Here is a 21,473-nt window from a genome sequence, read left to right as displayed (position 1 = left end):
TCAAGGCTCCACGGCTGTTTGCTGGCTGGCGGACAGCCGATAAAAGGATTGGGCATTGTTCCCGAAGACCGCCGCCTTGTCGGCGTCGGGTACAATATCTTGGCATTGCGCAAACCAGGATTGGTAGTCGGACACCAGCGTCAGAACCGGCCAATCACTGCCCCATATGGTTTTTTCGGCACCGAAAAGCTCGACTATGGTTTCGGCATAGGGCCTGACGGCGGCAATCTGCCGCTCGCCACCGGCCTCGGTCAAAAGGCCGGAGAGTTTGCAGTGGACGTTGGGCAACGCAGCCAGCTCCGACATTGCCCGCCGCCATGCCACGAAATGCCCCTGTGCGATCAGCGGCTTTGCGCCGTGATCGATGACGATGCGCAGACCTAGATGGCGTTGTGCGAACTCCAGGAGAGGTCCGAAATGTCTGGGTGTGATGAGAGCATCGAATGCCAGATCATGTCGAACCAGTGCCTCGATTGCGGGCGTGGCGCGTCGATCAAGAATCCAGTTGGTGTCATCGATATCCTGAAGCATCGGGCGAACGCCCTTGAACTTCGCATGCGTCGCGTAATGGTCGAGGCGGGTGGCGGCGGAAGGATCGAGAAGATCGACCCAGCCGACTACACCCAGAATGGACGGTGTCGCTTGCGCAAGATCAAGGAGATAGTCGGTGTCTTCATTGCGATCGAGTGATTGCACGACGACTGTCCCGTCAACACCCGCCGCCTCAAGGCATGGCTGCAAATCATTCGGCTCGAAGTCACGATGGATCGCAGCGAGTTCGGCCGGTGGCCATGCGCCTTTCCGCGCGCTCATCAACCAATAGTGCTGATGCGCGTCGATAATCATGGCATCTCACCCGTGGGGAGCGGCGTGCCGTCTGCGAAAATCCCTCGTTCTTGAAGGTTCCGCCACACGGACGCGGGAATGTCCTCCTCGAACCAGTCGATATTGCTTTTTATCTGGCTAGCATTGCGCGCGCCTGAGACAACGCTGACGACGGCGGGGTGAGCGGTCACGAATTGCAGGGCGACGGCTGGCAGCGAGACGCCAGCATCTTTGCAGATAGTCTCAAGCACCTCGACACGCTCCAGCAGATGTGTTGGTGCGTCGGCATAGTTGAACTTGCGGTTTCCTGCCAGCAAGCCGGAATTGAACACGCCTGCGACAACGATGCCAACGCCGCGTTCGGCGCAGGTATCGAGAACGCCGAGGCTTTCCTGCTCCAAAGCAGTGTAGCGGCCTGCAAGCATCGCGATATCCAGATCGAAAACGTCCATCGCCTGGCGGATGATACCGGCATCGTTGACGCCCAGCCCAACGGCTTTCACCGATCCTTCGCGGCGGAGATCATCGAGCGCGCGGAAGCCTCCGCCTGTGGTGATCTGATCCCAATAGTGTTGGTGTTTGTCACCGTGCTGGACAGGGCCGATATCATGCACGAAGAGAATATCCGGCGCGAGAATTCCAAGCCGAGACTGGCTGGCTTCAAACGACCGCATGATGCCATCATAGCTATAGTCGAACACCGGTCTGAACGGCAGCGGATCGACAAAATCGCTCTCATAGGCACCGACAGTCGCATCCGGCGTCATCAACCGCCCGACCTTGGTGCTGACGACGTAGTCTTTACGTGGATGCTCGCAAAGCATGGTGCCAAGGCGCAGTTCGGAACGGGTAAATCCGTAATAGGGTGCCGTATCGAAGTAACGCGCCCCGGCCTCCCAGGTCGCATCGAACGTCGCTTTGGCGTCATCATAGGGTGTAACGCGATAAAGGTTTCCCATCTGCGCGCAGCCAAGGCCAAACACGGTGATATCAAGATCCACTCTGGGAAGTTTGCGTCGGTCCGATACTTTCATGTCCTGCCTCTTTCCACGCCAGAAGGCGCCCGGCCTCAAGACCGGGCGCAGGAGGTTGATCCGCTCAGTAAAGAACGTTTTTCGCTTCAGGTTTGTCGATGTTGTCCTTGGTCACCATCACGACGCCGGTATCGACGAACTTCTCGACCTTCTGCTTGTCGATGACTTTCAAGATGGTCTGCACGCCGCGCTCGCCCATCTGGTAGGAGCCCTGAACGACGATGGCGGCCAGAGTGCCGTCCTTGACGAAGCCTTGAAGGTCTTCATTGCCATCAAAGCCGATGGCGACGATCTTGCCAGCTTTACCGGCCTGAACGATGGCACGGCCCATGCCGATCGCGGTCGGTTCATTGGCCCCAAAGATACCCTTCAGGTCCGCATTGGCGGCCAGAACATCGGTGGTCTGGTTGAGCGCTGTCGCCATTTGCGATTGCGAATAGAAAGGGCCGACGATTTCAAGCTTGGAATTCGCCTTGATATAATCAACGAAGCCACCGACACGACCAACCTCAGAACCTGCACCTGCAACATAGGACATGACGGCGATTTTGCCGTCCTTGCCGACCTTGTCGATCAGCGCCTGCGCCGCCAGTTCGCCAGCCTTCTTGTTATCGGTCGCCAGGAACGACTGATAATACTGCTCTGCACTGGCTGCGAGCTGCGAGTCGATCAAGATGACGGGAATGCGCGCTTCCCAGGCTTTCTTGACGGCAGGGGCAAGCGCATCCGGATCGGACGGTGCCAGCACGATACCGGCCACCTTTCGGTTGATCGCATTTTCGACCATGTTGACTTCATCTGCGATGGCAGACTCGGACGCTGGCCCCTGGAAGGTGATCGTGTGCTTTCCCTTGGCTTCACCAATCGCGGCATCCGCACCCTTCTGAACGTTCTGCCAGAAGGTCGAGTTGACGGTCTTGACGATGACGGCAATTTCGCCAGCATTTGCGGAAACGGCCCACAGGCTTGCAACGGATGCAAGCGCAGCAATGGTCATTTTTCTCACGGTATTCCTCCAAAATCGTTGTTTATCTCAAACCGGGAAAGTGCTCCTCTTTTCCCGGCTATGGGCCCATGGGCCTCATCACGTGTTATCGGCGGTTCCGCAACTGGTCTATCCAGACCGTTCCGAGGATGACGCAGCCGATGATAATCTGTTGGGTGAAGGCGGAAACGCCGTTCATATTCAATCCGTTGCGCAAGATACCGATCACGAACGAACCGATGAAAGTACCCGAAATCGTGCCGACGCCGCCGATCAGAGATGTGCCGCCGATAACGGCACTTGCGATGGCATCCAGCTCATACATCACGCCTTCATTCGGTTGCGCCGTGACCAGTCGCGACATCAGCACGCATCCGGTCAGCCCCGCCAGCGTGCCTGAGAGAACATAGGTAAAGCTGGTGACGCGTGAGACGTTGACGCCAGACAGCCGTGCCGCATCAGCATTCGAGCCCACAGCATAAATATGACGCCCAAGCACGGAGCGATTGAGCATGTAGGCCACAGCGATGGCAATGACGATCATAAGAATGACCGGATACGGAATGCCGGGAAAGACGACCGTCGGGAAGCCGTCATCACCGATATCGACGATACGAAACAAAGCGCCATTGCCCAGCACGCCAAAGGATTCGCCGAGGCCAGAAACCGCTCTTGCACCGGTGATCTGAAGCGCCACGCCTCGCGCAATCAGCATCATGCCCAGTGTTGCGATGAAGGGCGGAAGCTTCAGCTTGGTGATGAAGAAGGCATTCAAAAAGCCACAGAGCGAACCCGTCAGAATACCGCCGGCCATGGCCAATGCGACGGGAAAGTTGGCATCCTTCACGAGCAAGGCTGCAACGACCCCGGACAGGGCGAGAACGGAGCCCACGGAAAGATCGATGCCGCCGGTGATAATCACGCATGTTGCGCCGATACCCAGCAAGGCGATCGAAGTTACCTGAAGGGCGATGGTCATGGCGTTGTTGACGGAGAAGAAGGCTGGGCTCGTTGCCGAGAAGATGAGTGTCAACAGGACGAGACTGCCCAGCGCCGCAAACTTCTGGATAATATCTTTTTGCCGATCACTCAGCCGCGATGACCGCTTGGCCAATCCTTTGGTCGTGTTATCCGTCATGGCTGCTCCGCTTCTGCACCGATGCATAGTGTATGATGTCTTCCAGACTGGTCGTGCGCGTATCGAGGATCGCGTTGATGCGCCCCTCGCGAAACACGGCGACGCGGTTGGTCATTCCCAGGATTTCCGGCAATTCGGAACTGATGAGGATCACGCCAAATCCCTTCGCGGCCAGTTCATCCATGATTTTATAGATGGCGTATTTCGCACCCACGTCGATTCCGCGCGTCGGCTCATCGAAGAAGAATACCTTCGCATCGCTGAACAGCCATTTTCCGATGATGATTTTTTGCTGGTTGCCGCCTGACAAAAGCCGCACGACCTGCTGCGTGCTCGGCGTTTTGATGTCGAGAAGGTCGATATATCTTTCGGCGACGGCATTATGCTTGGCGCGATCAATGATGCCGAAACGGTTCGAAACGCCGTCCATATTGGCAAGGACCATGTTGGCGGCGACGGACATTTTGACCGCCAGTCCGTTGCCCTTGCGATCCTCTGACAGATAGGCAAACCCTTCGGCAATCGCATCGCGGGGCGAACGGATGGAAAGCTCGCGGCCCTTGAAACTGATCGTGCCGCTGTCCGGCAGCTCTGCGCCAAACATCGAACGCGCAAGCTCTGTTCGGCCAGCACCCATGAGGCCAGCAAAACCGAGAATCTCACCCTTCTTCAGGGTGAAACTGATGTCGGAGAATACGCCCGCGCGTGAGAGTCCCGATACCGAAAGCAGAACTTCCTCCGTAGGCACCGAAGTCCGTTCGGGAAACTTTTCTTCCAGCGATCTCCCGACCATTCGGGATACGATTTCATTGATATCCGTCGCGGCGAAGTCATCGGTTGATACATACCGACCGTCCCGCAGGATCGTGACCCGATCAACGATCTGAGACATTTCATCCAGCCTATGGGAAATGTAGATAATGCCAACGCCGTCGGCCTTCAGGTCTCGGATGACCTTGAACAGGACAGCCGTTTCCTGCTCGGTCAGCGACGATGTTGGTTCGTCCATGATCAGGACATCGGCGTTGAGTGAAAGCGCCTTGGCGATTTCGACCATCTGGCATTGGGCAACGGACAGGTTGCGAACGACATCGTCCGGCTGGATGTTAAGCCCAAGGCGATCAAGACAGCGCTTGGCGTCCTGGCGCAGTTTTTTCCGGTCGACCAGAAATCCTCGCCGTGGCTCGCGCGCCAGATAGATGTTTTCTGCGACAGTGAGGTGCGGAACGAGATTGAGTTCCTGGTGGATGATAGCGATGCCAACCGCTTCGGATTCCCGTGGCGATCCGAAGGTAACGTCTTTGCCCTTGTAGCGAATCGCGCCTGATGTCGGCTGGTACACACCGCTGATGACCTTCATCAGCGTCGATTTTCCAGCGCCGTTTTCACCGCAGACGGCGTGAACTTCGCCTCGTCTCAGGTTGAATTGCACGCCCGCGAGTGCGACGACACCCGGAAATTCCTTGGTGATATCGTCGAGCTCAAGAATAACATCGTGAGGGCTGGCGAAAGCATCCCTTTGCAAATAGGCCTGACCAGTCGCCATGCTCGTCTCCTCCCGTGACTGAAACAGTCGCCTCCCGGCTGTTCAGTCGTCACGGTTTTAGTTACGGCAATTAAATTGGTCAAGCCAATTGATGTTTTCATTGGTGGTAGTCGACATTTAGGTCTATAAAGGTCTGCATTCAGGCCGTAATGCAAAGCCGCTTCGTATTTTTATGAATTTTGGTCAGACCGATTATCGGGAAAAGATGGTGATTGCCCTTTGAGCAGCGTTGAACCCAAAAAACTCTATCAGCAAATTGCCGACCAAATCAGAACGATGATTCAGGATGAAACCTTCCCGGTTGGTGCAAGACTGCCCAGTGAGCGGGAGCTTGCCCAGCAGCTTGGCGTTTCCAGACCGTCGCTGAGAGAAGGGCTGATCGCGCTCGAGCTTCAGGGGCTTGTGGAGATCAAGGTCGGCTCTGGCGTGTATGTTCTGGCAGAGCGGTCAGCGACGCCACCGGCCGTTCCCTATATGGGCGATAGCCCGTCCGAATTGATGAAGGCCAGAGCGGTGTTGGAGGGAAGTGTTGCAGCACTTGCTGCCGGTCAATTCAGCGACGAAGCGCTTGGCAAGCTCAACGACATCATCGGCGAGATGGAAAGCGCGATCAGTCAAGGCACGAACCCGTTGGAGCATGATCGCCGCTTCCATCTGATGATTGCCAGTCAATGTGGAAACAGCGTTCTGGAACGGATCGTGGCGAGCCTGTTCGATGAACGCCACAGCCCCATGTCGGAGCGGTTACAGGACAGGTTCGGAAGTCCGGAAACCTGGATCATGGCGCTTCAGGAGCACAAGATGATTTACAACGCACTGTCGCGGAAGGACATCGTTCTTGCTGAAGCGTCCATGCGGGTTCATCTGGAAGCATCCCGGCTGCGTTGGACGGAATCGTGACAGACAGCCGGATAAAGATTACGTCTTGTCCGCCACAGGTTGTTTTCTAAAGCGTTGTGGCAGCAGCGACTTTATCAGGCGCCACGTCGGCGACACGATGTAGGTCGCAGCTGGGATGGCGATCAAACCAACGATGATCCCGAAGACACCGGCACCGGCGGCCTCGACGATCCACCGAACGATGGACGCAACGGAAGGGACCATCTGCGAGACGGCGGTTCCAGCGGCTTGGATGAAATGGGCAAGACTATCGATGCCGAATGTCTCGAGACCATGAACGATAATGCCGCCACCGACCCAGATCATCGCAGCCGTGCCGACCACACCCAACACCTTCAGAAAATACGGCATTCCCGCCACAAGTCCGCGACCGATGACCCTCGACAGCGAGCCCATCGCAGACGTCGATTCAACCCGTGCCAGCATGAGACCGAAATCGTCAGCCTTGACGATAATGGCCACACCGCCATAAACGAGAGCGGTGATACCGAGGCCCACAGCGGCGAGGATGAAGGCCTGCGAGAAGAGACTGCCGGGGTCAAGCGCGCCGAGCGTGATCGCCATGATTTCAGCGGACAAGATAAAATCGGTCTTGATGGCGCTGGCCACCTTTTCATCTTCAAGCGATTGCGCGTTGAGGCCGGACGTTTCGAGCTTTGACTCATGCGCATCAGCCGCATGCGGCACCACGAGCCCGTAGACTTTTTCGACACCCTCATAGCAGAGATAGAGCCCACCGATCATCAGCAACGGCGTGATCGCCTGCGGCAAAACCAGGCTAAGCGCGAGTGCCGCGGGAAGCAGGATCAGCAACTTGTTCTTGAGGGAACCAAGGGCGATTTTCCAGATAATCGGCAATTCGCGGGCTGCAGAAAATCCGGTGACATATCGGGGCGTTACGGCTGCGTCGTCGATCACGACGCCTGCGGCCTTTGCGCCAGCCTTGGCGGCTTGGCCGGCAATGTCATCCAAAGAGGCTGCGGCAACTTTGGCAAGGGCTGCGATATCATCGAGAAGCGCGATCAATCCGACACTCATGAGCGCCTCCGTTTTTTAAAATATGGGCTACAGAAGCCGAAAATTTATTAGGTCAATGAACTGATCTCTGCCAGCCCTCGGGAGGGCCATGCCATAGTTTTTGTCAAAAGAACAGGCTAGCTCCACCGCGCCATGACAACGAGACTGGCGCGGTGACGGTTGAGATCAGCTTTCCAGTTGCTTGATCACCGCACGCGCGGCGGCAACGACTGCTTCGGTGGTGATGTCGAACTTCTTGTAGACATCATCGATTTTACCGGAAGCACCGAAGCGGTGCATGCCGACGAACTTGCCGTCCAGTCCGATATAGCGATCCCAGGAATCCTGCACCGCGGCTTCGACAGCAACACGCGCCCGTGTTTCGCCAACGACAGAGCGCTGGTAGGCAGCGTCCTGCTGTTCGAACAGCAATCGGCACGGCATGGAAACGACTGCGGTCGGCACGCCGTCCTGCTGTAGGACCTCGCGGGCATTGACGGCCAGCTGCAACTCCGAGCCTGACGCGAAAATGGTCAGCTGCCGCTCACCGCCTTCGGCATCCAGCAGGATATATCCGCCCTTTGCAGAAAGATTATCTTTGCTGGAATCGCGTCTGAGCAAGGGCATTGGTTGGCGGGAAAGCGCAATCAACGCTGCCTGCCGCGGAGCATCCAGAATGGCCTCCCAGCATTCCGCCGTCTCGATGGAATCGCCGGGGCGATAGACAGCGAGTTGCGGAATGGCACGCAGCGCACTGAGATGCTCGATCGGCTGGTGGGTGGGGCCATCCTCGCCAAGACCGATGGAATCATGGGTCATAACGAAGATCGTTCGTATTTCCATCATGGCGGCCAGACGGATGGAGGGGCGGCAGTAGTCCGAGAAGGTCAAGAACGTACCACCGTAAGGGATGAGCCCGCCGTGCAAGGCAACGCCGTTCATTATGGCGGCCATTCCGTGCTCTCGCACGCCGTAATGGACGTATGACCCTGAAAACTCACCGGGCACGATCTCTGTCTGGTTTTTGGCTTTGGTGTTGTTGGATGGCGTCAGATCGGCAGACCCGCCCAGCATCTCGGGAATCGCATCGAAGAGGTGATTGAGAACGATGCCGCTGGCCTGACGGGTTGCGAGATCCTTCTCGCTTTGCAAAAGCTCCGCCTTCGCCCCCGCTATCGCCTCGCGCCACCCATCCGGCAGCTCACCGTCCATGCGGCGTTTGAAGTCTTCGCCTATGTCACCCTTTGCCTGCGCGAGCCTATCAGACCAAGCTTGCCGCTTGGCTCGGCCCTTCGCACCAATGGTGCGCCAGTCATCCAGCAGGTTCTGGGGTATTTCGAAGGGTGGCGACGACCAGTCCAACAATTTGCGTGCACCTGCAATCTCTTCTTCACCAGGCGCATCGCTGTGGGCTTTTTGCGTGCCGGCTTTCGTTGGAAATCCGAAGCCGATGATCGTGCGGCAGGAGATGAGGGACGGTTTGTCGGTCACCTCCCTGGCTTCGATGATCGCTGCGCGGATCGCATCCGTATCATGGCCATCGATTTCAACGACGTGCCAGTTGGAAGCACGGAAACGAGCGGTCTGATCATCCGACTCGGACAGATTGGTGGCGCCATCGATGGAAATCGAATTGTTGTCGAAGAACGCAATCAGTTTGCCGAGCTTGCGGTGTCCGGCAAAAGAGATCGCCTCCTGGCTGATGCCTTCCATCAGGCATCCATCTCCTAAGAAGACATAGGTGAAGTGATCGACCAGATCGTTTCCAAAGGAGGCGTTCATGATCCTCTCGGCAAAGGAAAAGCCGACTGAATTTGCAAGCCCCTGCCCAAGCGGCCCCGTCGTCGTCTCGATACCCGTTGCGTGGTGATATTCCGGATGGCCTGCGGTGCGGCTATCGATCTGACGGAAGCGTTTGATCTCATCCAGCGTCATGTCTTCGTACCCGGTCAGATACAAAAGACTGTAAAGCAGCATCGAGCCGTGACCATTGGAAATAAGAAAGCGGTCGCGGTCGAACCAATGCGGCTCTTTCGGATCGAAGGTCATGAATTCGGAAAACAGCACCGTTGCGATATCCGCCATGCCCATCGGCATGCCTGGATGGCCACTTTTTGCCTGTTGCACGGCATCCATCGACAAAAACCGGATGCAATTTGCAAGTTCGCGCAAATGCGGGTCACGGGCTGGCGGCACAGATTTCTGTGTTGAGACGGTTGATTGATCCTGCATGGGAAAACTCCTCGGGCATGCTCGCGTTCGCGGCGCCACGTCGGATAAGGCAATTGGAGCATCAGATGTTCCAACACTCCGCCGTGTTTATCTTCATTCACTGGCGGAAATCTGATGAATGACGTTGCGCGCACCGCCACCGAAAATACCATCGATATGTCGCAATTGCCTATGACGTTGGTTGAACAGTCGCGGCAAACACCTGGCGACATCGGCACACCTTCAAAAACCGGATATAACGACTTCAAGGAAAATGACATGCAAATTGGAATGATGGGACTGGGCAGAATGGGCGCGAACATGGTTCGCCGCCTGTTGAAGGGTGGCCATGAATGTGTCGTTTTCGATATCAACCCGGCAAGCGTCGCCGCTCTCGTGGCTGAGGGCGCGACGGGCGCGACCTCGATGGAGGATTTCGCGGCCAAACTGACGAAACCCGCCTGCGCCTGGCTGATGCTACCGGCTGCCATCACCGGCCAGAATGTCGACAAGCTCGCGGCGTTGATGGCGCCAGGGGATGTCATCATCGATGGCGGCAACTCCTATTATCATGATGACGTCGACAAGGCCGAGCAACTGCGCGCCAAAGGCATCGATTACGTCGATGTCGGCACCAGTGGTGGCGTATGGGGACTGGAGCGCGGTTACTGCCTGATGATCGGCGGGCCGGATAACGCAGTACGTCGTCTCGACCCAATCTTTGCAACCCTTGCTCCCGGCAGCAACGCGCCGGATACAGCGGCATCGAGCGAAGCGTTGCACACGGCGCAACTGGGCTACCTCCACTGCGGTCCCACCGGTGCAGGCCATTTCGTAAAAATGGTCCATAACGGCATCGAATACGGCATGATGGCCGCCTATGCGGAGGGGATGAACATTCTCAAGGCCGCCAATGCCGGCAAGAAGACACGTGACGTGGATGCGGAGACCAGCCCGCTGCCAACACCGCAATATTACCAGTTCGACATCGATATGGCTGCGGTCTCGGAAGTCTGGAGGCACGGTAGTGTCATCAGTTCATGGCTTCTGGATTTGACAGCGGACGCACTGAAGCAAGACCCTGAACTGGCCGGCTATGGTGGCCGCGTTTCCGATTCCGGCGAGGGACGCTGGACACTCAAGGCAGCAATCGACACCGGCGTTCCGACGCCAGTCCTGTCGTCGGCCGTATTCCAGCGGTTCAGCTCACAAGGCGAGTCGCTTTATGCGGACAAGTTGTTGTCAGCCATGCGCTTTGCATTCGGCGGTCACCACGAAAAGCCCAAGTCTGATACGGGCGCGAAAGCAACGTGAGGGGCTGAAGCGCCCAGCAAAACCGGTCGCTAATGCACGACCGGTTCGTCTCCGTCGAGGAAACTTCTGATGCCGTCTTTCTCACAGGTGGCCAGGAACTCTTCCCAAGCATCCTTGTCGGTTGCGAACGGTTCTTCCCAGGTGGTCACGTCGTCTTCTTCGCTGACGACCTCCATGTGCCAATCCTGTTGCGTGCCCGCCGGTCGAAAAATATCGACGAGCACCGTCACGCCATCGTCTTCGAACTCACCTGAGAATTCGGAATGTTCCAGCTTCTGTTTTTTGGACATGTCAGCCTCCTGCACCTGTCGGCGCGTCGGGAGCAAGATGCTCCGGATATTGGACTGTTTGAGATTGGTCGGTGTCGAATTCGGCGGGCGACTTCAAAAGCCGTACACCAGGACCACCAGCCGCCGACGTCTGGTTGTCGTCGATGAAGGAAACGCCTGCGGATTGGAGGGCGGCTTTCAACGCGTCAATCATCGGCTGATCGATATCATCACCCGTTTCAAACCGGGTGATCGCTTGCGCCGGGACATGCGCGGCATCGGCGAGTTGGTTCACGTCCCAACCGACAGCACTGCGCGCCATACGACACTGCAAAGACAACATATGTTCAATCCCCTACGATCTCTTTTCAGTAGCCAAAGCACGTCATCTTAGCAACAGACAGATCGAGGTGATATCACAGCCGAAGCCGTGCGGGGTGGCTGACCTAAAGCCGATCCTGCTCGGGCGTGCTGACCAACACCGCGGCTGCGCGGTTTGCCTGACGCAAGGCATCCACGATCGAGCGGCCGGAGGCGAGCTCCGCTGCGAGCACGCCAATGAATTCGTCTCCGGCACCGTGAGTGCTTTCGACGTTGACTTTGATGGCTGGAATCACGGTCTCTGCACCATCGCGACTCGCATAGGCAACCCCTGCCCCTCCAGCTGTGACCACGACCTCAGGATAGGTTTGCGCCAGTATTTTTGCAGCCGCCAAGGCACCATCGAGCGTTTCTACCACGGGCGTATTCGCCAGCATTTCAGCTTCGATGGCGTTGACGACGAGGATATCGATGAGCGGCTGAAGATCGTTCGACAGCGCTCTTGCCGGGGCCGCGTTGATCAGGACCCGGCCACCGGACTGCTTGACCGCTTTTGCGCCGATGACGTTGGCCGCATCCGGGATTTCGTTTTGCAAAACGAGCAGCGTCGTTTTCGACAGGAGATCACGAGCAGCGGCAACATCGGCTTCGCCAAGGGTGAGATTGCTACCGGATACGATGACGGCACCATAGTCGCCCTCGCCATCAAAGATCGCCACGCTCATGCCGGTGGATTGTGAGGCATCGCGCCGGACGAAGGTGTGATCGACACCTTTGCGGTCCAAATTGGCGAGCAGAAAGCGTCCGAAGTCATCATCGGCAACCGCCCCGATCATCGAGGTCGCCATGCCAGCACGTGCTGCCGAAACCGCCTGATTTCCGCCTTTGCCACCGCTTTTGGGGTGCCACGACGTGCCTGTTACCGTCTCGCCCTTGCGTGGGCGCGATGGACCCATGACGGCAATATCGTAATGCAGGCTGCCAAAAACGGTCACGTGGGCAGAGGATGTCATGAAAGTCTATCTTTCCGTTTGGATTTGACGGCGGCCATGGTGCGATCAAGATTGCGTTCAGCCGCTTCGTAGTCGCGCTGCGCGACCGCCATGAAGACGGCGTCGAGAATATTCAGTTGAGCGATGCGGGCAGCAGCGTTTTCTCCCATCAAAGGCGAGCCCTGCGCGGTCGAACAGAGCACGACATCGGCGGCCTGTGCCAATGCAGACGAGTTGTAGTTGGTGACCGCAATCGTCCGTGCGCCGTTGCGCTTGGCGAGTTGAAGCCCCTCGATGATGGCGGTGGTGTTGCCAGAATGGGAAAAGCCGATGGCGATATCGCCTTCGGACAACAGAGCCGCCGACATCAGCATCATGTGCACATCATCGAACACACTGGCGCGCACGCCGATGCGCAGGAATTTGTGTGACACATCCCTTGCGATCTGGGCCGAACCGCCGACACCGTAAAAATCCCGGTGTTTTGCATTGTGAATGAGATCGGCTGCCTTGTCGAAGGCTTCCATATCCAGAATGGAAAGCGTTTCCTCCAAGGCATTGATCGATGTGCGAAAAACCTTCTGGACGATCTCTTGCGACGTGTCATCCACCGAGAGTTCCTGGTGCATTTCCGCTGTCGGCTGGCGATTATATTGGCTGACGGCGGTTCGGAAATCGCGGTAGCCGGAAAAGCCGAGCTTCTTGGTGATTTTGACAACCATGGCCTCGGACACACCCGCATCGTCTGCGATCTGTTTCAGCGACGTCTCGTCGCTGAAATCCCGCATGGCGAACACGGTATCCACGACCTTTGCTTCGAGAGGCGTCAGCAAGGGCATCATCATGCGAATGCGCGGGCCGACGGCCTTTGTGTCGAAGCTTTCCGAGTTCATTCTCTTCCCCTTGTCGCACGATCAATCATCATGGCGACGAGGATTATAAGGCCAGTGGCGAGCAGTTGATAGAAGGCCTGAACATTCATCAACGTCAAACCATTGCGCATTGCACCCAAGATGATGGCGCCGAGAATAGTCCCGAGAATGCTGCCCTTGCCGCCCATCAAAGATGCGCCGCCAATGGCTGCTGCCGCGATGGCGTCGAGTTCCCAGAGGTTGCCGAGGATCGGTTCGGCTGCACCAAGGCGACCGATAAGGATGAGCGAAGCAAGTGCAGCCAGACCGCCTGAAATGACATAGGCGGTGATCTTGGTGCGGGCAATCGGAACGCCTGCAACATAAGCGGCTTCCTCATTGCCACCAACAGCCATCAAGTATTCGCCAATCGGCGTCTTCTTGAGCAGGATCCATGCGGCGATAGCAACGACGGCGACGATAAGCACCGGCGTCGGAATGCCGAAGAGATTGCCGTTGAACAAGGATCGGAAACCGGCGGGAATGCCGAGAACAGGATTGCCACCGGTATAGATCAGCGCGATGGCGCGGTAGGTGCTAAGCGTGCCGAGTGTCACGATGAACGGTTGCAGGCCGACATAGGCAACGAGGCCGCCATTGATGAGGCCGCAGAGAACGCCAACGCCGAGACCCGCAAGGATGGCGAGCGGAATGGGGGTGCCAGCGACGAGCAGGCTGGCGGTGACGACCGCGGAGATCGCAGCCGTCGGGCCAACGGACAGATCGATGCCGCCCGATATGATGACGAGTGTCATGCCAAGCGCCAGGCACGCATTGATGCTGGACTGCTGGAGGATGTTGACGAGGTTTCGCTCGGAAATGAAGCCCGGAACCAATGCGGCAAACACGGCCATGATGACGATGAGACCGATCAGCGTTCCGGCATCGCGCAGCGAAAACGAGAAGCGGCGGAAAGCCGGAGCGGACTTGGGCGTGGCGTTAGAATTGCTGGTCATGGGTTGTCCTGTAAGTTCACACGGGTCGCGCAATGCGCGCGTCATCCGCATCGGCATTCGCCCCTGGAATGGCATGCGCGACAATCGCGCTTTCGCTCAGTTGATCACGGTCTATGGTCGCGGCAATTCGCCCTTCGCGCATGACCAGCACGCGATCCGACAGGCGGATAACCTCCGGCAGTTCGGAGGATACGACGATGATGGAATGGCCCTCACGGGCGAGGTCTTCGATCAGGTGATAGATTTCCGACTTGGCCCCGACATCGATGCCGCGTGTTGGCTCATCGAACAGCAGAATTTGCGATTTCGCTGCCAGCCAGCGCGCGATAATCGCCTTCTGCTGGTTGCCGCCGCTGAACAGGCGGATCGGGCGATCCAGCTGGAAGGGCCGCAGATTGACGCGCTTCAACAAATCCTGCGCGGTGGCGCGTAGCTTGGAATTGTTGATCATGCCGCCGGATGAAAAGCTGCCAAGCGACGCCAAAGCCATGTTGGTGGCGACGGGGCGCAGGGGGATGATGCCCTCACGCTTGCGCTCTTCCGGGACGAGACCGATGCCGGCGGCAATCGCATCACGGGGATTGGAGAAGCTCTGCGCCTTGCCGTCGATGCTGATAGATCCAGCGCTTAAGCGATCGACACCCGCCAGCAGGCGCAAGAGTTCCGTGCGGCCTGAGCCGACGAGCCCTGCAATGCCGAGCACTTCGCCCCTGTGCAGGGTAAAGGACACATCGCGAATTCTGGTGGCCGAAGACAGGTTTCTGGCTTCGAGTTTCACGGTATTGGTAACGAAGGAATTATGCTCTTCCTGCATCAATTCGCGACCGACCATCTTGGCGATCACGTCGGTTTCCGAGACCTTGGCAAGGTCCACGATGTCCACCAGCTTGCCGTCGCGCATGATGCTGGAGCGTTGGCAGATGCGGAACACCTCATCCATCTTGTGCGACACGTAGATAATGGACACGCCACTTTGTGACAGGCTGGCAATGACTTCAGCCAGACGATCGAACTCGCTGGGTGTCAGGCTCGATGTCGGCTCGTCCATGGCGATGACCTTCGCCTTGTCGAGAAGCGCGCGGCCGATCTCGACGATCTGGCGCTGCGCGACCTTGAGCGACGAAATCGGTGCCGATGGGTCGATGCTCTTGTCGATCATAGCAAGTGCTTCGGCGGCGCGGGCTTCCTGTTCGCGGCGAGAGACGAACATGCCGCCCATATGCGTCAGAGAATGTCCGAGAAACATATTCTGGGCGACGCTTAAGTGCGGCACCTGCTGAAGCTCCTGATGGATCATCGCGATACCGGCGGCACGCGCATCCATCGGCTTCTTGAAGGCGACGCCCTCACCATCCACGAAGACGGTGCCGGATGTCGGGCGAAACACGCCTGATAGAATGCGCAAAAGGGTGGACTTACCAGCACCGTTTTCGCCGAGAAGTCCGTGGATTTCACCGGGAGCCACGTCAAAGGAGACATCCGTCAGCGCATTGACGCCGGGAAAACTCTTGGAAATCGTCTCGAATCTCAGTCGCGGCGTCATCGTTTCACCTCTCAGGCTGATGAGGATGCGGGCGAAACCCGCCTCCCCTGAGCGCTTGTTACTTGGCCGTCTTGGCATCTTCCATCAGCACGGCGCGCACATCGACGCCCTCGCCCTGATAGCGGCTGAGATTGTCAGCGGTGATCAGCGCCTGTGGCGTCGCAACAACGCGCGGCAACTTCTGACCCGCAACGAGACGCAGCGCGGTTTCCAGCGCGACCTCGCCCGTCAGAACCGGGAAGCTGTCCACGGTGCCGGTGAGTTCGCCAGCCTTGATCGACGCATAGGCATCGGAAATGCCATCCGTGCCGAAGACTGCGACCTTGCCTGCAAGACCGGCAGCCTTGACCGCTTCGACAATACCGAGCGCCATGCCGTCATTGTTGGCGTAGAAACCAATCAGGTCAGGGTGCTGGTTGAGAATGTTGGTCGCGGCATCATAAGACGTCTGGCGATCCCAGTTGCCGGGAACGCTGGCGACGACCTGAAACTTGCCACCTTCGCTGATGGTCGACTTGAAGCCATCGGTGCGCTGGACAGCGGCGTACACACCGGCCTGTCCTTCAACGATGGCCACCTTGCCGCCTTCAGGGCGGTTCTGGATGAACCACTTGGCAACACGCACGCCGTTGTCGCGCTGAACGTTACCGACATAATGCTCGGCCTGCGGGATGACCGCATCATTGACGTTGACGACAGGAATACTGGCGGCCTTTGCCTGCTCGATCACCGGCTGCAAGTTGGCATCCGTCTGCGGAGACACGAGCAGGACATTATAGCCCTGCGTGATCATGCCTTCGGCAATGGTCAGCTGGCCCAACTGGTCACCCTCGCTCTGGGCGGCCTGGTAAGCAACGGGAACGTTGACCTTTTTGCCGAGCGCTTCATATCCGAGACCCAGGGAGCGCCAATATTCATTGGTCAGCGTCTTGGAAACAGCACCGGCCTTTGTGCCTTCAGGCAGTTTCGGGAACGGGCCAAGCTTGGCTTCAAGCTGCGACCAGTCCATGCGGTCCTTTTCGGTGTCGGAATTGAGCGGCGCGAGTTCCTGCGCGAAAGCTGCGCTGAACAGGAAGCTGGCGGCAAGCCCGGCAGCAAGGGTCGTCTTCAAAAAGGTCTTCATCGGCTTCCTCCCGGATGGAATATGTCGGCACGCTTGCTGCGTGCCCTTGGTTACGAGGGTTTGAGATTGTTTGGGCAAATCAGCCGAGCATCAGCTCCTGAATGACCGCCTGTGCGGACACGGCGTCCTGACGTTCGACGGCACCGGACAAGCGATTGTCCTGCTCGATCCGATCGACGATTTTCAGCATGCGCTTGACGGTCTGAATGTTGACTTCGCATTCGTGAACCGGGTCGAGACCCGTCATGTCAGGGAAGGTGTCGAAATAGATCGCGCCGTCATAACCGTCCTTACGGATCTGGCGCAGAAGCTCGATCGTCTGCTGAGTGTGGACGGCGCCAACCATCAGACCGTCATCACGCTTGGCGTAACCGTCATTGAGGTGGACACCGAGAACGCGGCTGTAGCGGGCAATCAGGGCGGCCGCGAAAGCAGGCTGCTCATCGGCGTAGAGGACGTGCGCAAAGTCCAGCGTGACGCCGAGGTTCGGCATATCAACATCTTTGATCGCCAAAAGCGTCGTCGCGCAGTCGGGCATCAGGCTGTAAGAGCGGGGCTCGTTCGGCTTGTATTCGATACTGACGAGGCAATCCGGGTCATGCGTACAAACTTCACGAATTCCATCGATCTCGTGTTGCCACAGGGTGTGGTAATCGGCCTGGAAGGCATAGTCGAAGCCATCCTGACCCAACCAGAGCGTCATCAGGTTGCTGCCAGCGGCACGTGCGGCATCAATACCCTTCTTCGTAAGGTCAATCGCTTCACGCCTGACAGCTGCATCCGGGTTGGTGAAGGCACCGATCTTGAAGGCCGGATTGGTGTAATAGCGCATGGCAAAGCCATTGATCGCCAGACCGAGATCGCCAATTTGACGAGCCAGAACAGCGGGATCGTCGTTGACGTGGTCAGGATAATTGAGATCGAGATCCGTCAGGCCTTCAACTTTCGCGGCCCGCGTTGCCATTTGCAGCATCGAAGGCTTGCCGGAAATCTCCGGCCATTCCGCTGATTGTTTCGAGGCGAACGAGTTCAAACGGGTGGCAAATTTCAATTGGGTCACGGCAATGGCTCACTTCAATCGTTGTTACGGCAACTTCACAAATTAATTTTATTTTGTAAAGCTATATATGTTGTGCATTGCATCAAATCGTTCTCGCGACGCCGTTTTCTGACCTTATTCGGTAGTCTGAGAACGCCAAAAAACGCGCGGCGGTGGCTGCTGCAAGCATTCATGGGCAGGCGTGACGGGGCAGAGACCTGCACCCTCAAATCTGCCTGTGAGTTGATGACCTCAGCGCGCCAGTAATGCCTCGATTTCCGCAAGCGTCGGCATGGCAGGCGCAGTGCCGCGCCGTGTCACGGCAATACCAGCAGTCGCGCATCCGAATCGAACAGCCTCAAGCGGGGCTACCCCTCGTGAAAGGGCTGCTGCGAAACCGCCCACGAAGGCGTCTCCGGCACCGGTGGTATCGATGGCAGGGCCGTGAGACATAGCTGGCACATGGACGGATTGGTCGGCTGCATGAAACAACACGCCGCGAGCACCAAGCGTGATGAGCGCCATGCCGGCACCGCGAGACAGCAACACATCCCCCGCGCGCTTGGCATCATCCAACGTGTCGAGCGGGAAGCCCACCAGTGCTGCGGCTTCGGTTTCATTGGGAACGATGAAGTCGCAGAGACTATAGATTTCCGTGGGAAAAGCTTCGGCAGGCGCTGGGTTGAAAATGGTCGTGACACCGGCATCGCGAGCTATTTCTAGCGCGCGATGAGCAGCGCGTGCGGGCTGTTCCAGTTGCGTGACGAACACTGCCGACTGCGTGATGGTGTCCCGTGCCGCTTCGACATCACTGACATCAATCGTACCGGCTGCTCCGGCATACACGATGATGGCGTTATCGCCGGTCGTATCGTTGACATAGATAAAGGCAGCACCGGTGGGATGATCATCGAGAATGGTCAGCCTCGTTGTGACGCCCGCCTGTTCGTAGGTTTTCAGCGCCAGATCACCAAAGGTATCGCGACCGATCTTGGAAATGAACGTGACGTCGGCACCCGCCCGCGCCGCTGCGACGGCCTGATTGGAGCCCTTGCCGCCGGGACCGACGGAAAAGCCGCTGCCGGTAATGGTTTCACCGATGACAGGCATGCGCGGAGCGAGATAGGCAGTATCGGCAACGAAAATGCCGAGAATTGAAACTCCAGACCCCATGATAAACTCCAAGCCTTCCCTATTGAGTGTCGCGGCGTTCAGCCTCGCTTATTTGACCGCCCCGGCCGTCAGGCCCTTCACGATGTAGCGCTCCAGGAAGATGCCGACGAGGATGAGCGGCATGATGGCCGCAGTGGCAATCGCCGCCATGGACCACCAGTTGATGCCCTGCGACCCCGTCTGGCTGGCCACCATGACCGGCAGGGTCTTGGCATTCGAACTCGTCAGCAGGGCAGCGAAGAAATATTCGTTCCAGCAGAGAATGACCGACAGGATAAATGCAGCGACCATACCCGGCAGGGCGATGGGCAGCACGATGCGCATGAACGCACCCCAGATGGAGCAACCATCCACCAGTGCCGCCTGCTCCAGCTCCACAGGGATCGTGTCGAACTGGTCGCGCATGATCCAGATGACGATGGGCAGAACCATCAGCGTGTAGACAAGGATAAGGCCGACCAGCGTGTCCAGCAGCATCAAGTGCTTGTAGAGAACCAGAAACGGCATGGCGAGCACCACCGGCGGCAGGATGAGCTGCGACAGGAAGAAGAAGGAAATGTCCTTGTTCTTCATCCAGAGGAATTTGTAGGAAAAGCGGCTGAGACCATAGGCGGCGAGCGAGCCGATAACGACGGCGAGGAAAGACGCGCCAGCCGAGGCCACGATGCTGTTGATAAACCGGCGGATGAATTCGTCACGCACGGTGGATTGCGCAAAGATCGTATCGGGAGAAAGGCCCAGTGAGCGCCAGCCTTTCCAGTCGGGCGTGAAGTCGACGAAGGGAATGAGATGGCCCTGCGTCACATTCACCGCAGTCTTGAACGACGTTGTGATCGTCCAGTAAATCGGAAACAGCGACACGAAAGCCCAGAACACCAAGGCGGCATAAATTAGCAGGCTGCTGGTCATAAACTGCGGGCGGCGGGACCAGAGGCTTGGCCGTGTCGTGGATGTCTCAACCTGTGTTGCCATGGGCTTCACCCTCAATTGTCGCGTTGCATCCACCGGCTCGCCCCTTTGAGGATGAGCGCGACGAAAATGATGATGATGACGAGATAGAATTCCGCAAGCATGGTGCCGTAACCGACATTCGAGCGATCCCGGTATTCACGGAAGATGAAGCTGGAAATGGTATCGGTCGCCCCGCCCGGCCCGCCTGCCGTGACGTTGATAACGATATCGGCCAGCTTCAGCTGGAAAATGATGCGCAAGATGATGACGGTGATGCTGACGGGAAGCATCAGCGGAAAGGTGATTTCCTTGAAACTCTGCCAGCCTGAAGCACCATCCACCTTCGCCGCTTCCTTGATCTCGGACGGCAAGGCCTGAAGGCCCGCCAGCAGCAAGATCATCATGAAGGGGATGGAGACCCAGGCATCCATGGCCATGATCGATGACCGCGCCAGCCATGGCGTGGAGAAAAATGCCGGATTGTCCCAGCCAAGATGGCGCGCAAGCGTGGCGGCGGGGCCGAAGCGATATTCCATCAGAGACTTGCCGATCATCCAGCTGACTGCAACCGGGCTCAGCATCAGCGGTAACAGGAAGGCGACACGGAAGAATTTGCGCGCCTTGATCTCCGCGTTGAGCAGCAGCGCCAATCCAAAGGCAATGGCATATTGCACCAGTACCGACAGAACGTAATAGACCATGTTCAGCAGCGCGTTCCAAAAATATCGATCAGCAAACAGGGTCCGCAGATTATCCAGCCCGTTGAAACGACGCCCGGCAGCGGCACTGAGGTTCCAGTCGGTAAAGGCGATATATAGGCCAAAGACGGTGGGAAACACCACCATGGCGACGGTGAAGAGGACAGCTGGAAGCACGAAGGCCGCACGCTGTCCCGCCTCGCCGCGGATCAAGATTTGCGCCGCGCAAAGCGCAGTTGCCCAGATGATGTAGGCAAACAGCAACGGTCGCCAGCTGACGAAACCAAATGCGGTTAATCCCGCCGCATCGGATATCTGAAGAGCGAGCACGACGAACATGAGGACTGTCGCGGCCAACAGCAAAAGCTTGCCGCGTTTGGCGGCGCGTTCCTGAACAGGAGCCTGTTCGACGGGCTGCAAAGCTGGCGTAATCGTATGCGACATGGGCAAACCTCAGGGCTGGAAAGCCGTCTTCAAACGGTCGCTCAGGCGACACAACGTTGTGCCGCCTGAGACAATGGTTTCAG

Annotated in this window: 20 protein-coding genes; 2 read left to right on the top strand and 18 right to left on the bottom strand. The window is 57.6% G+C overall.

Annotation, left to right across the window (positions count from 1 at the left end):
- The 5 genes from RRU01S_RS06845 to RRU01S_RS06825 all read right to left on the bottom strand — a co-directional run bounded on the left by RRU01S_RS06845 (position 1) and on the right by RRU01S_RS06825 (position 5,528).
- Positions 1 to 846, bottom strand: coding sequence for an amidohydrolase family protein (locus RRU01S_RS06845; RefSeq protein ID WP_045229457.1), 846 nt, complete (start codon positions 844 to 846; stop codon positions 1 to 3).
- A complete protein-coding gene (locus RRU01S_RS06840) occupies positions 843 to 1,859 on the bottom strand; it encodes an aldo/keto reductase (protein WP_045229456.1) in 1,017 nt (338 codons plus the stop codon). Before RRU01S_RS06840 ends, RRU01S_RS06845 begins: the two co-directional genes overlap by 4 nt.
- Before the next feature lie 64 nt (positions 1,860 to 1,923).
- Complete coding sequence (locus RRU01S_RS06835; protein WP_234936108.1) at positions 1,924 to 2,856, bottom strand: ABC transporter substrate-binding protein; 933 nt, start codon at positions 2,854 to 2,856, stop codon at positions 1,924 to 1,926.
- A 94-nt stretch (positions 2,857 to 2,950) separates the two neighbouring features.
- The gene (locus tag RRU01S_RS06830; RefSeq protein ID WP_045229454.1) at positions 2,951 to 3,982 is read right to left on the bottom strand and encodes an ABC transporter permease; all 1,032 of its coding nucleotides are present in this window, start codon (positions 3,980 to 3,982) and stop codon (positions 2,951 to 2,953) included.
- Positions 3,972 to 5,528: a sugar ABC transporter ATP-binding protein gene (locus tag RRU01S_RS06825; protein WP_045229453.1), complete on the bottom strand. Its 1,557-nt coding sequence runs from the start codon at positions 5,526 to 5,528 to the stop codon at positions 3,972 to 3,974. Before RRU01S_RS06825 ends, RRU01S_RS06830 begins: the two co-directional genes overlap by 11 nt.
- A gap of 219 nt (positions 5,529 to 5,747) precedes the next feature.
- Here RRU01S_RS06825 and RRU01S_RS06820 point away from each other — a divergent pair, with 219 nt between their 5' ends.
- Positions 5,748 to 6,428 (top strand): FadR/GntR family transcriptional regulator, encoded by a 681-nt coding sequence (locus tag RRU01S_RS06820; RefSeq protein WP_045229452.1) that lies wholly within the window; start codon positions 5,748 to 5,750, stop codon positions 6,426 to 6,428.
- An 18-nt stretch (positions 6,429 to 6,446) separates the two neighbouring features.
- Here the strand turns inward: RRU01S_RS06820 and RRU01S_RS06815 are convergent, their stop codons facing one another.
- Together RRU01S_RS06815 and tkt are read right to left on the bottom strand one after the other, a co-directional pair.
- Positions 6,447 to 7,466, bottom strand: coding sequence for a DUF808 domain-containing protein (locus tag RRU01S_RS06815; protein WP_045229451.1), 1,020 nt, complete (start codon positions 7,464 to 7,466; stop codon positions 6,447 to 6,449).
- Between the two features lie 165 nt (positions 7,467 to 7,631).
- Positions 7,632 to 9,677 (bottom strand): transketolase, encoded by a 2,046-nt coding sequence (tkt, locus tag RRU01S_RS06810; RefSeq protein WP_045229450.1) that lies wholly within the window; start codon positions 9,675 to 9,677, stop codon positions 7,632 to 7,634.
- 258 nt (positions 9,678 to 9,935) lie between these two features.
- On the opposite strand from tkt, the gene gnd reads away from it, so the two are divergent.
- On the top strand, positions 9,936 to 10,970 hold the full coding sequence (gene gnd / locus RRU01S_RS06805; protein WP_045229667.1) for a phosphogluconate dehydrogenase (NAD(+)-dependent, decarboxylating): 1,035 nt from the start codon (positions 9,936 to 9,938) through the stop codon (positions 10,968 to 10,970).
- A 29-nt stretch (positions 10,971 to 10,999) separates the two neighbouring features.
- Here the strand turns inward: gnd and RRU01S_RS06800 are convergent, their stop codons facing one another.
- From RRU01S_RS06800 to RRU01S_RS06750, 11 genes are all read right to left on the bottom strand, one after another.
- The gene (locus RRU01S_RS06800) at positions 11,000 to 11,260 is read right to left on the bottom strand and encodes a hypothetical protein (protein WP_045229449.1); all 261 of its coding nucleotides are present in this window, start codon (positions 11,258 to 11,260) and stop codon (positions 11,000 to 11,002) included.
- 1 nt (position 11,261) lies between these two features.
- Positions 11,262 to 11,561, bottom strand: a complete 300-nt coding sequence (locus RRU01S_RS06795; RefSeq protein WP_052815996.1) for a helix-turn-helix domain-containing protein — start codon at positions 11,559 to 11,561, stop codon at positions 11,262 to 11,264.
- Between the two features lie 124 nt (positions 11,562 to 11,685).
- Complete coding sequence (locus RRU01S_RS06790; protein ID WP_045229447.1) at positions 11,686 to 12,573, bottom strand: ribokinase; 888 nt, start codon at positions 12,571 to 12,573, stop codon at positions 11,686 to 11,688.
- Complete coding sequence (locus tag RRU01S_RS06785) at positions 12,570 to 13,445, bottom strand: MurR/RpiR family transcriptional regulator (protein WP_045229446.1); 876 nt, start codon at positions 13,443 to 13,445, stop codon at positions 12,570 to 12,572. The genes RRU01S_RS06790 and RRU01S_RS06785 overlap by 4 nt, the downstream gene beginning before the upstream one ends.
- Positions 13,442 to 14,419 (bottom strand): ABC transporter permease, encoded by a 978-nt coding sequence (locus tag RRU01S_RS06780; RefSeq protein WP_045229445.1) that lies wholly within the window; start codon positions 14,417 to 14,419, stop codon positions 13,442 to 13,444. Before RRU01S_RS06780 ends, RRU01S_RS06785 begins: the two co-directional genes overlap by 4 nt.
- Before the next feature lie 16 nt (positions 14,420 to 14,435).
- Positions 14,436 to 15,962 (bottom strand): sugar ABC transporter ATP-binding protein, encoded by a 1,527-nt coding sequence (locus tag RRU01S_RS06775; RefSeq protein WP_045229444.1) that lies wholly within the window; start codon positions 15,960 to 15,962, stop codon positions 14,436 to 14,438.
- 58 nt (positions 15,963 to 16,020) lie between these two features.
- A complete protein-coding gene (locus RRU01S_RS06770) occupies positions 16,021 to 17,085 on the bottom strand; it encodes a sugar ABC transporter substrate-binding protein (protein ID WP_045229443.1) in 1,065 nt (354 codons plus the stop codon).
- A gap of 79 nt (positions 17,086 to 17,164) precedes the next feature.
- Entirely contained in the window at positions 17,165 to 18,136 is a 972-nt protein-coding gene (locus RRU01S_RS06765; RefSeq protein ID WP_045229442.1) for a sugar phosphate isomerase/epimerase family protein, read from the bottom strand.
- Between the two features lie 240 nt (positions 18,137 to 18,376).
- Positions 18,377 to 19,297 (bottom strand): ribokinase, encoded by a 921-nt coding sequence (gene rbsK / locus RRU01S_RS06760; RefSeq protein WP_045229441.1) that lies wholly within the window; start codon positions 19,295 to 19,297, stop codon positions 18,377 to 18,379.
- A gap of 48 nt (positions 19,298 to 19,345) precedes the next feature.
- Positions 19,346 to 20,206 carry a carbohydrate ABC transporter permease gene (locus tag RRU01S_RS06755; RefSeq protein ID WP_412674278.1) on the bottom strand — a complete coding sequence of 287 codons (861 nt, stop codon included), beginning with the start codon at positions 20,204 to 20,206 and terminating at the stop codon, positions 19,346 to 19,348.
- A 74-nt stretch (positions 20,207 to 20,280) separates the two neighbouring features.
- Entirely contained in the window at positions 20,281 to 21,390 is a 1,110-nt protein-coding gene (locus RRU01S_RS06750) for a carbohydrate ABC transporter permease (RefSeq protein WP_045229439.1), read from the bottom strand.
- Positions 21,391 to 21,473 lie beyond the last annotated feature (83 nt).

Origin of the sequence: Agrobacterium rubi TR3 = NBRC 13261, from assembly GCF_000739935.1 — a bacterium.
GTDB classification, from domain to species: Bacteria; Pseudomonadota; Alphaproteobacteria; order Rhizobiales; family Rhizobiaceae; genus Agrobacterium; species Agrobacterium rubi.
Note: the sequence above shows the minus strand (reverse complement) of the source record. Positions and strands in the feature narration are given on the sequence as shown.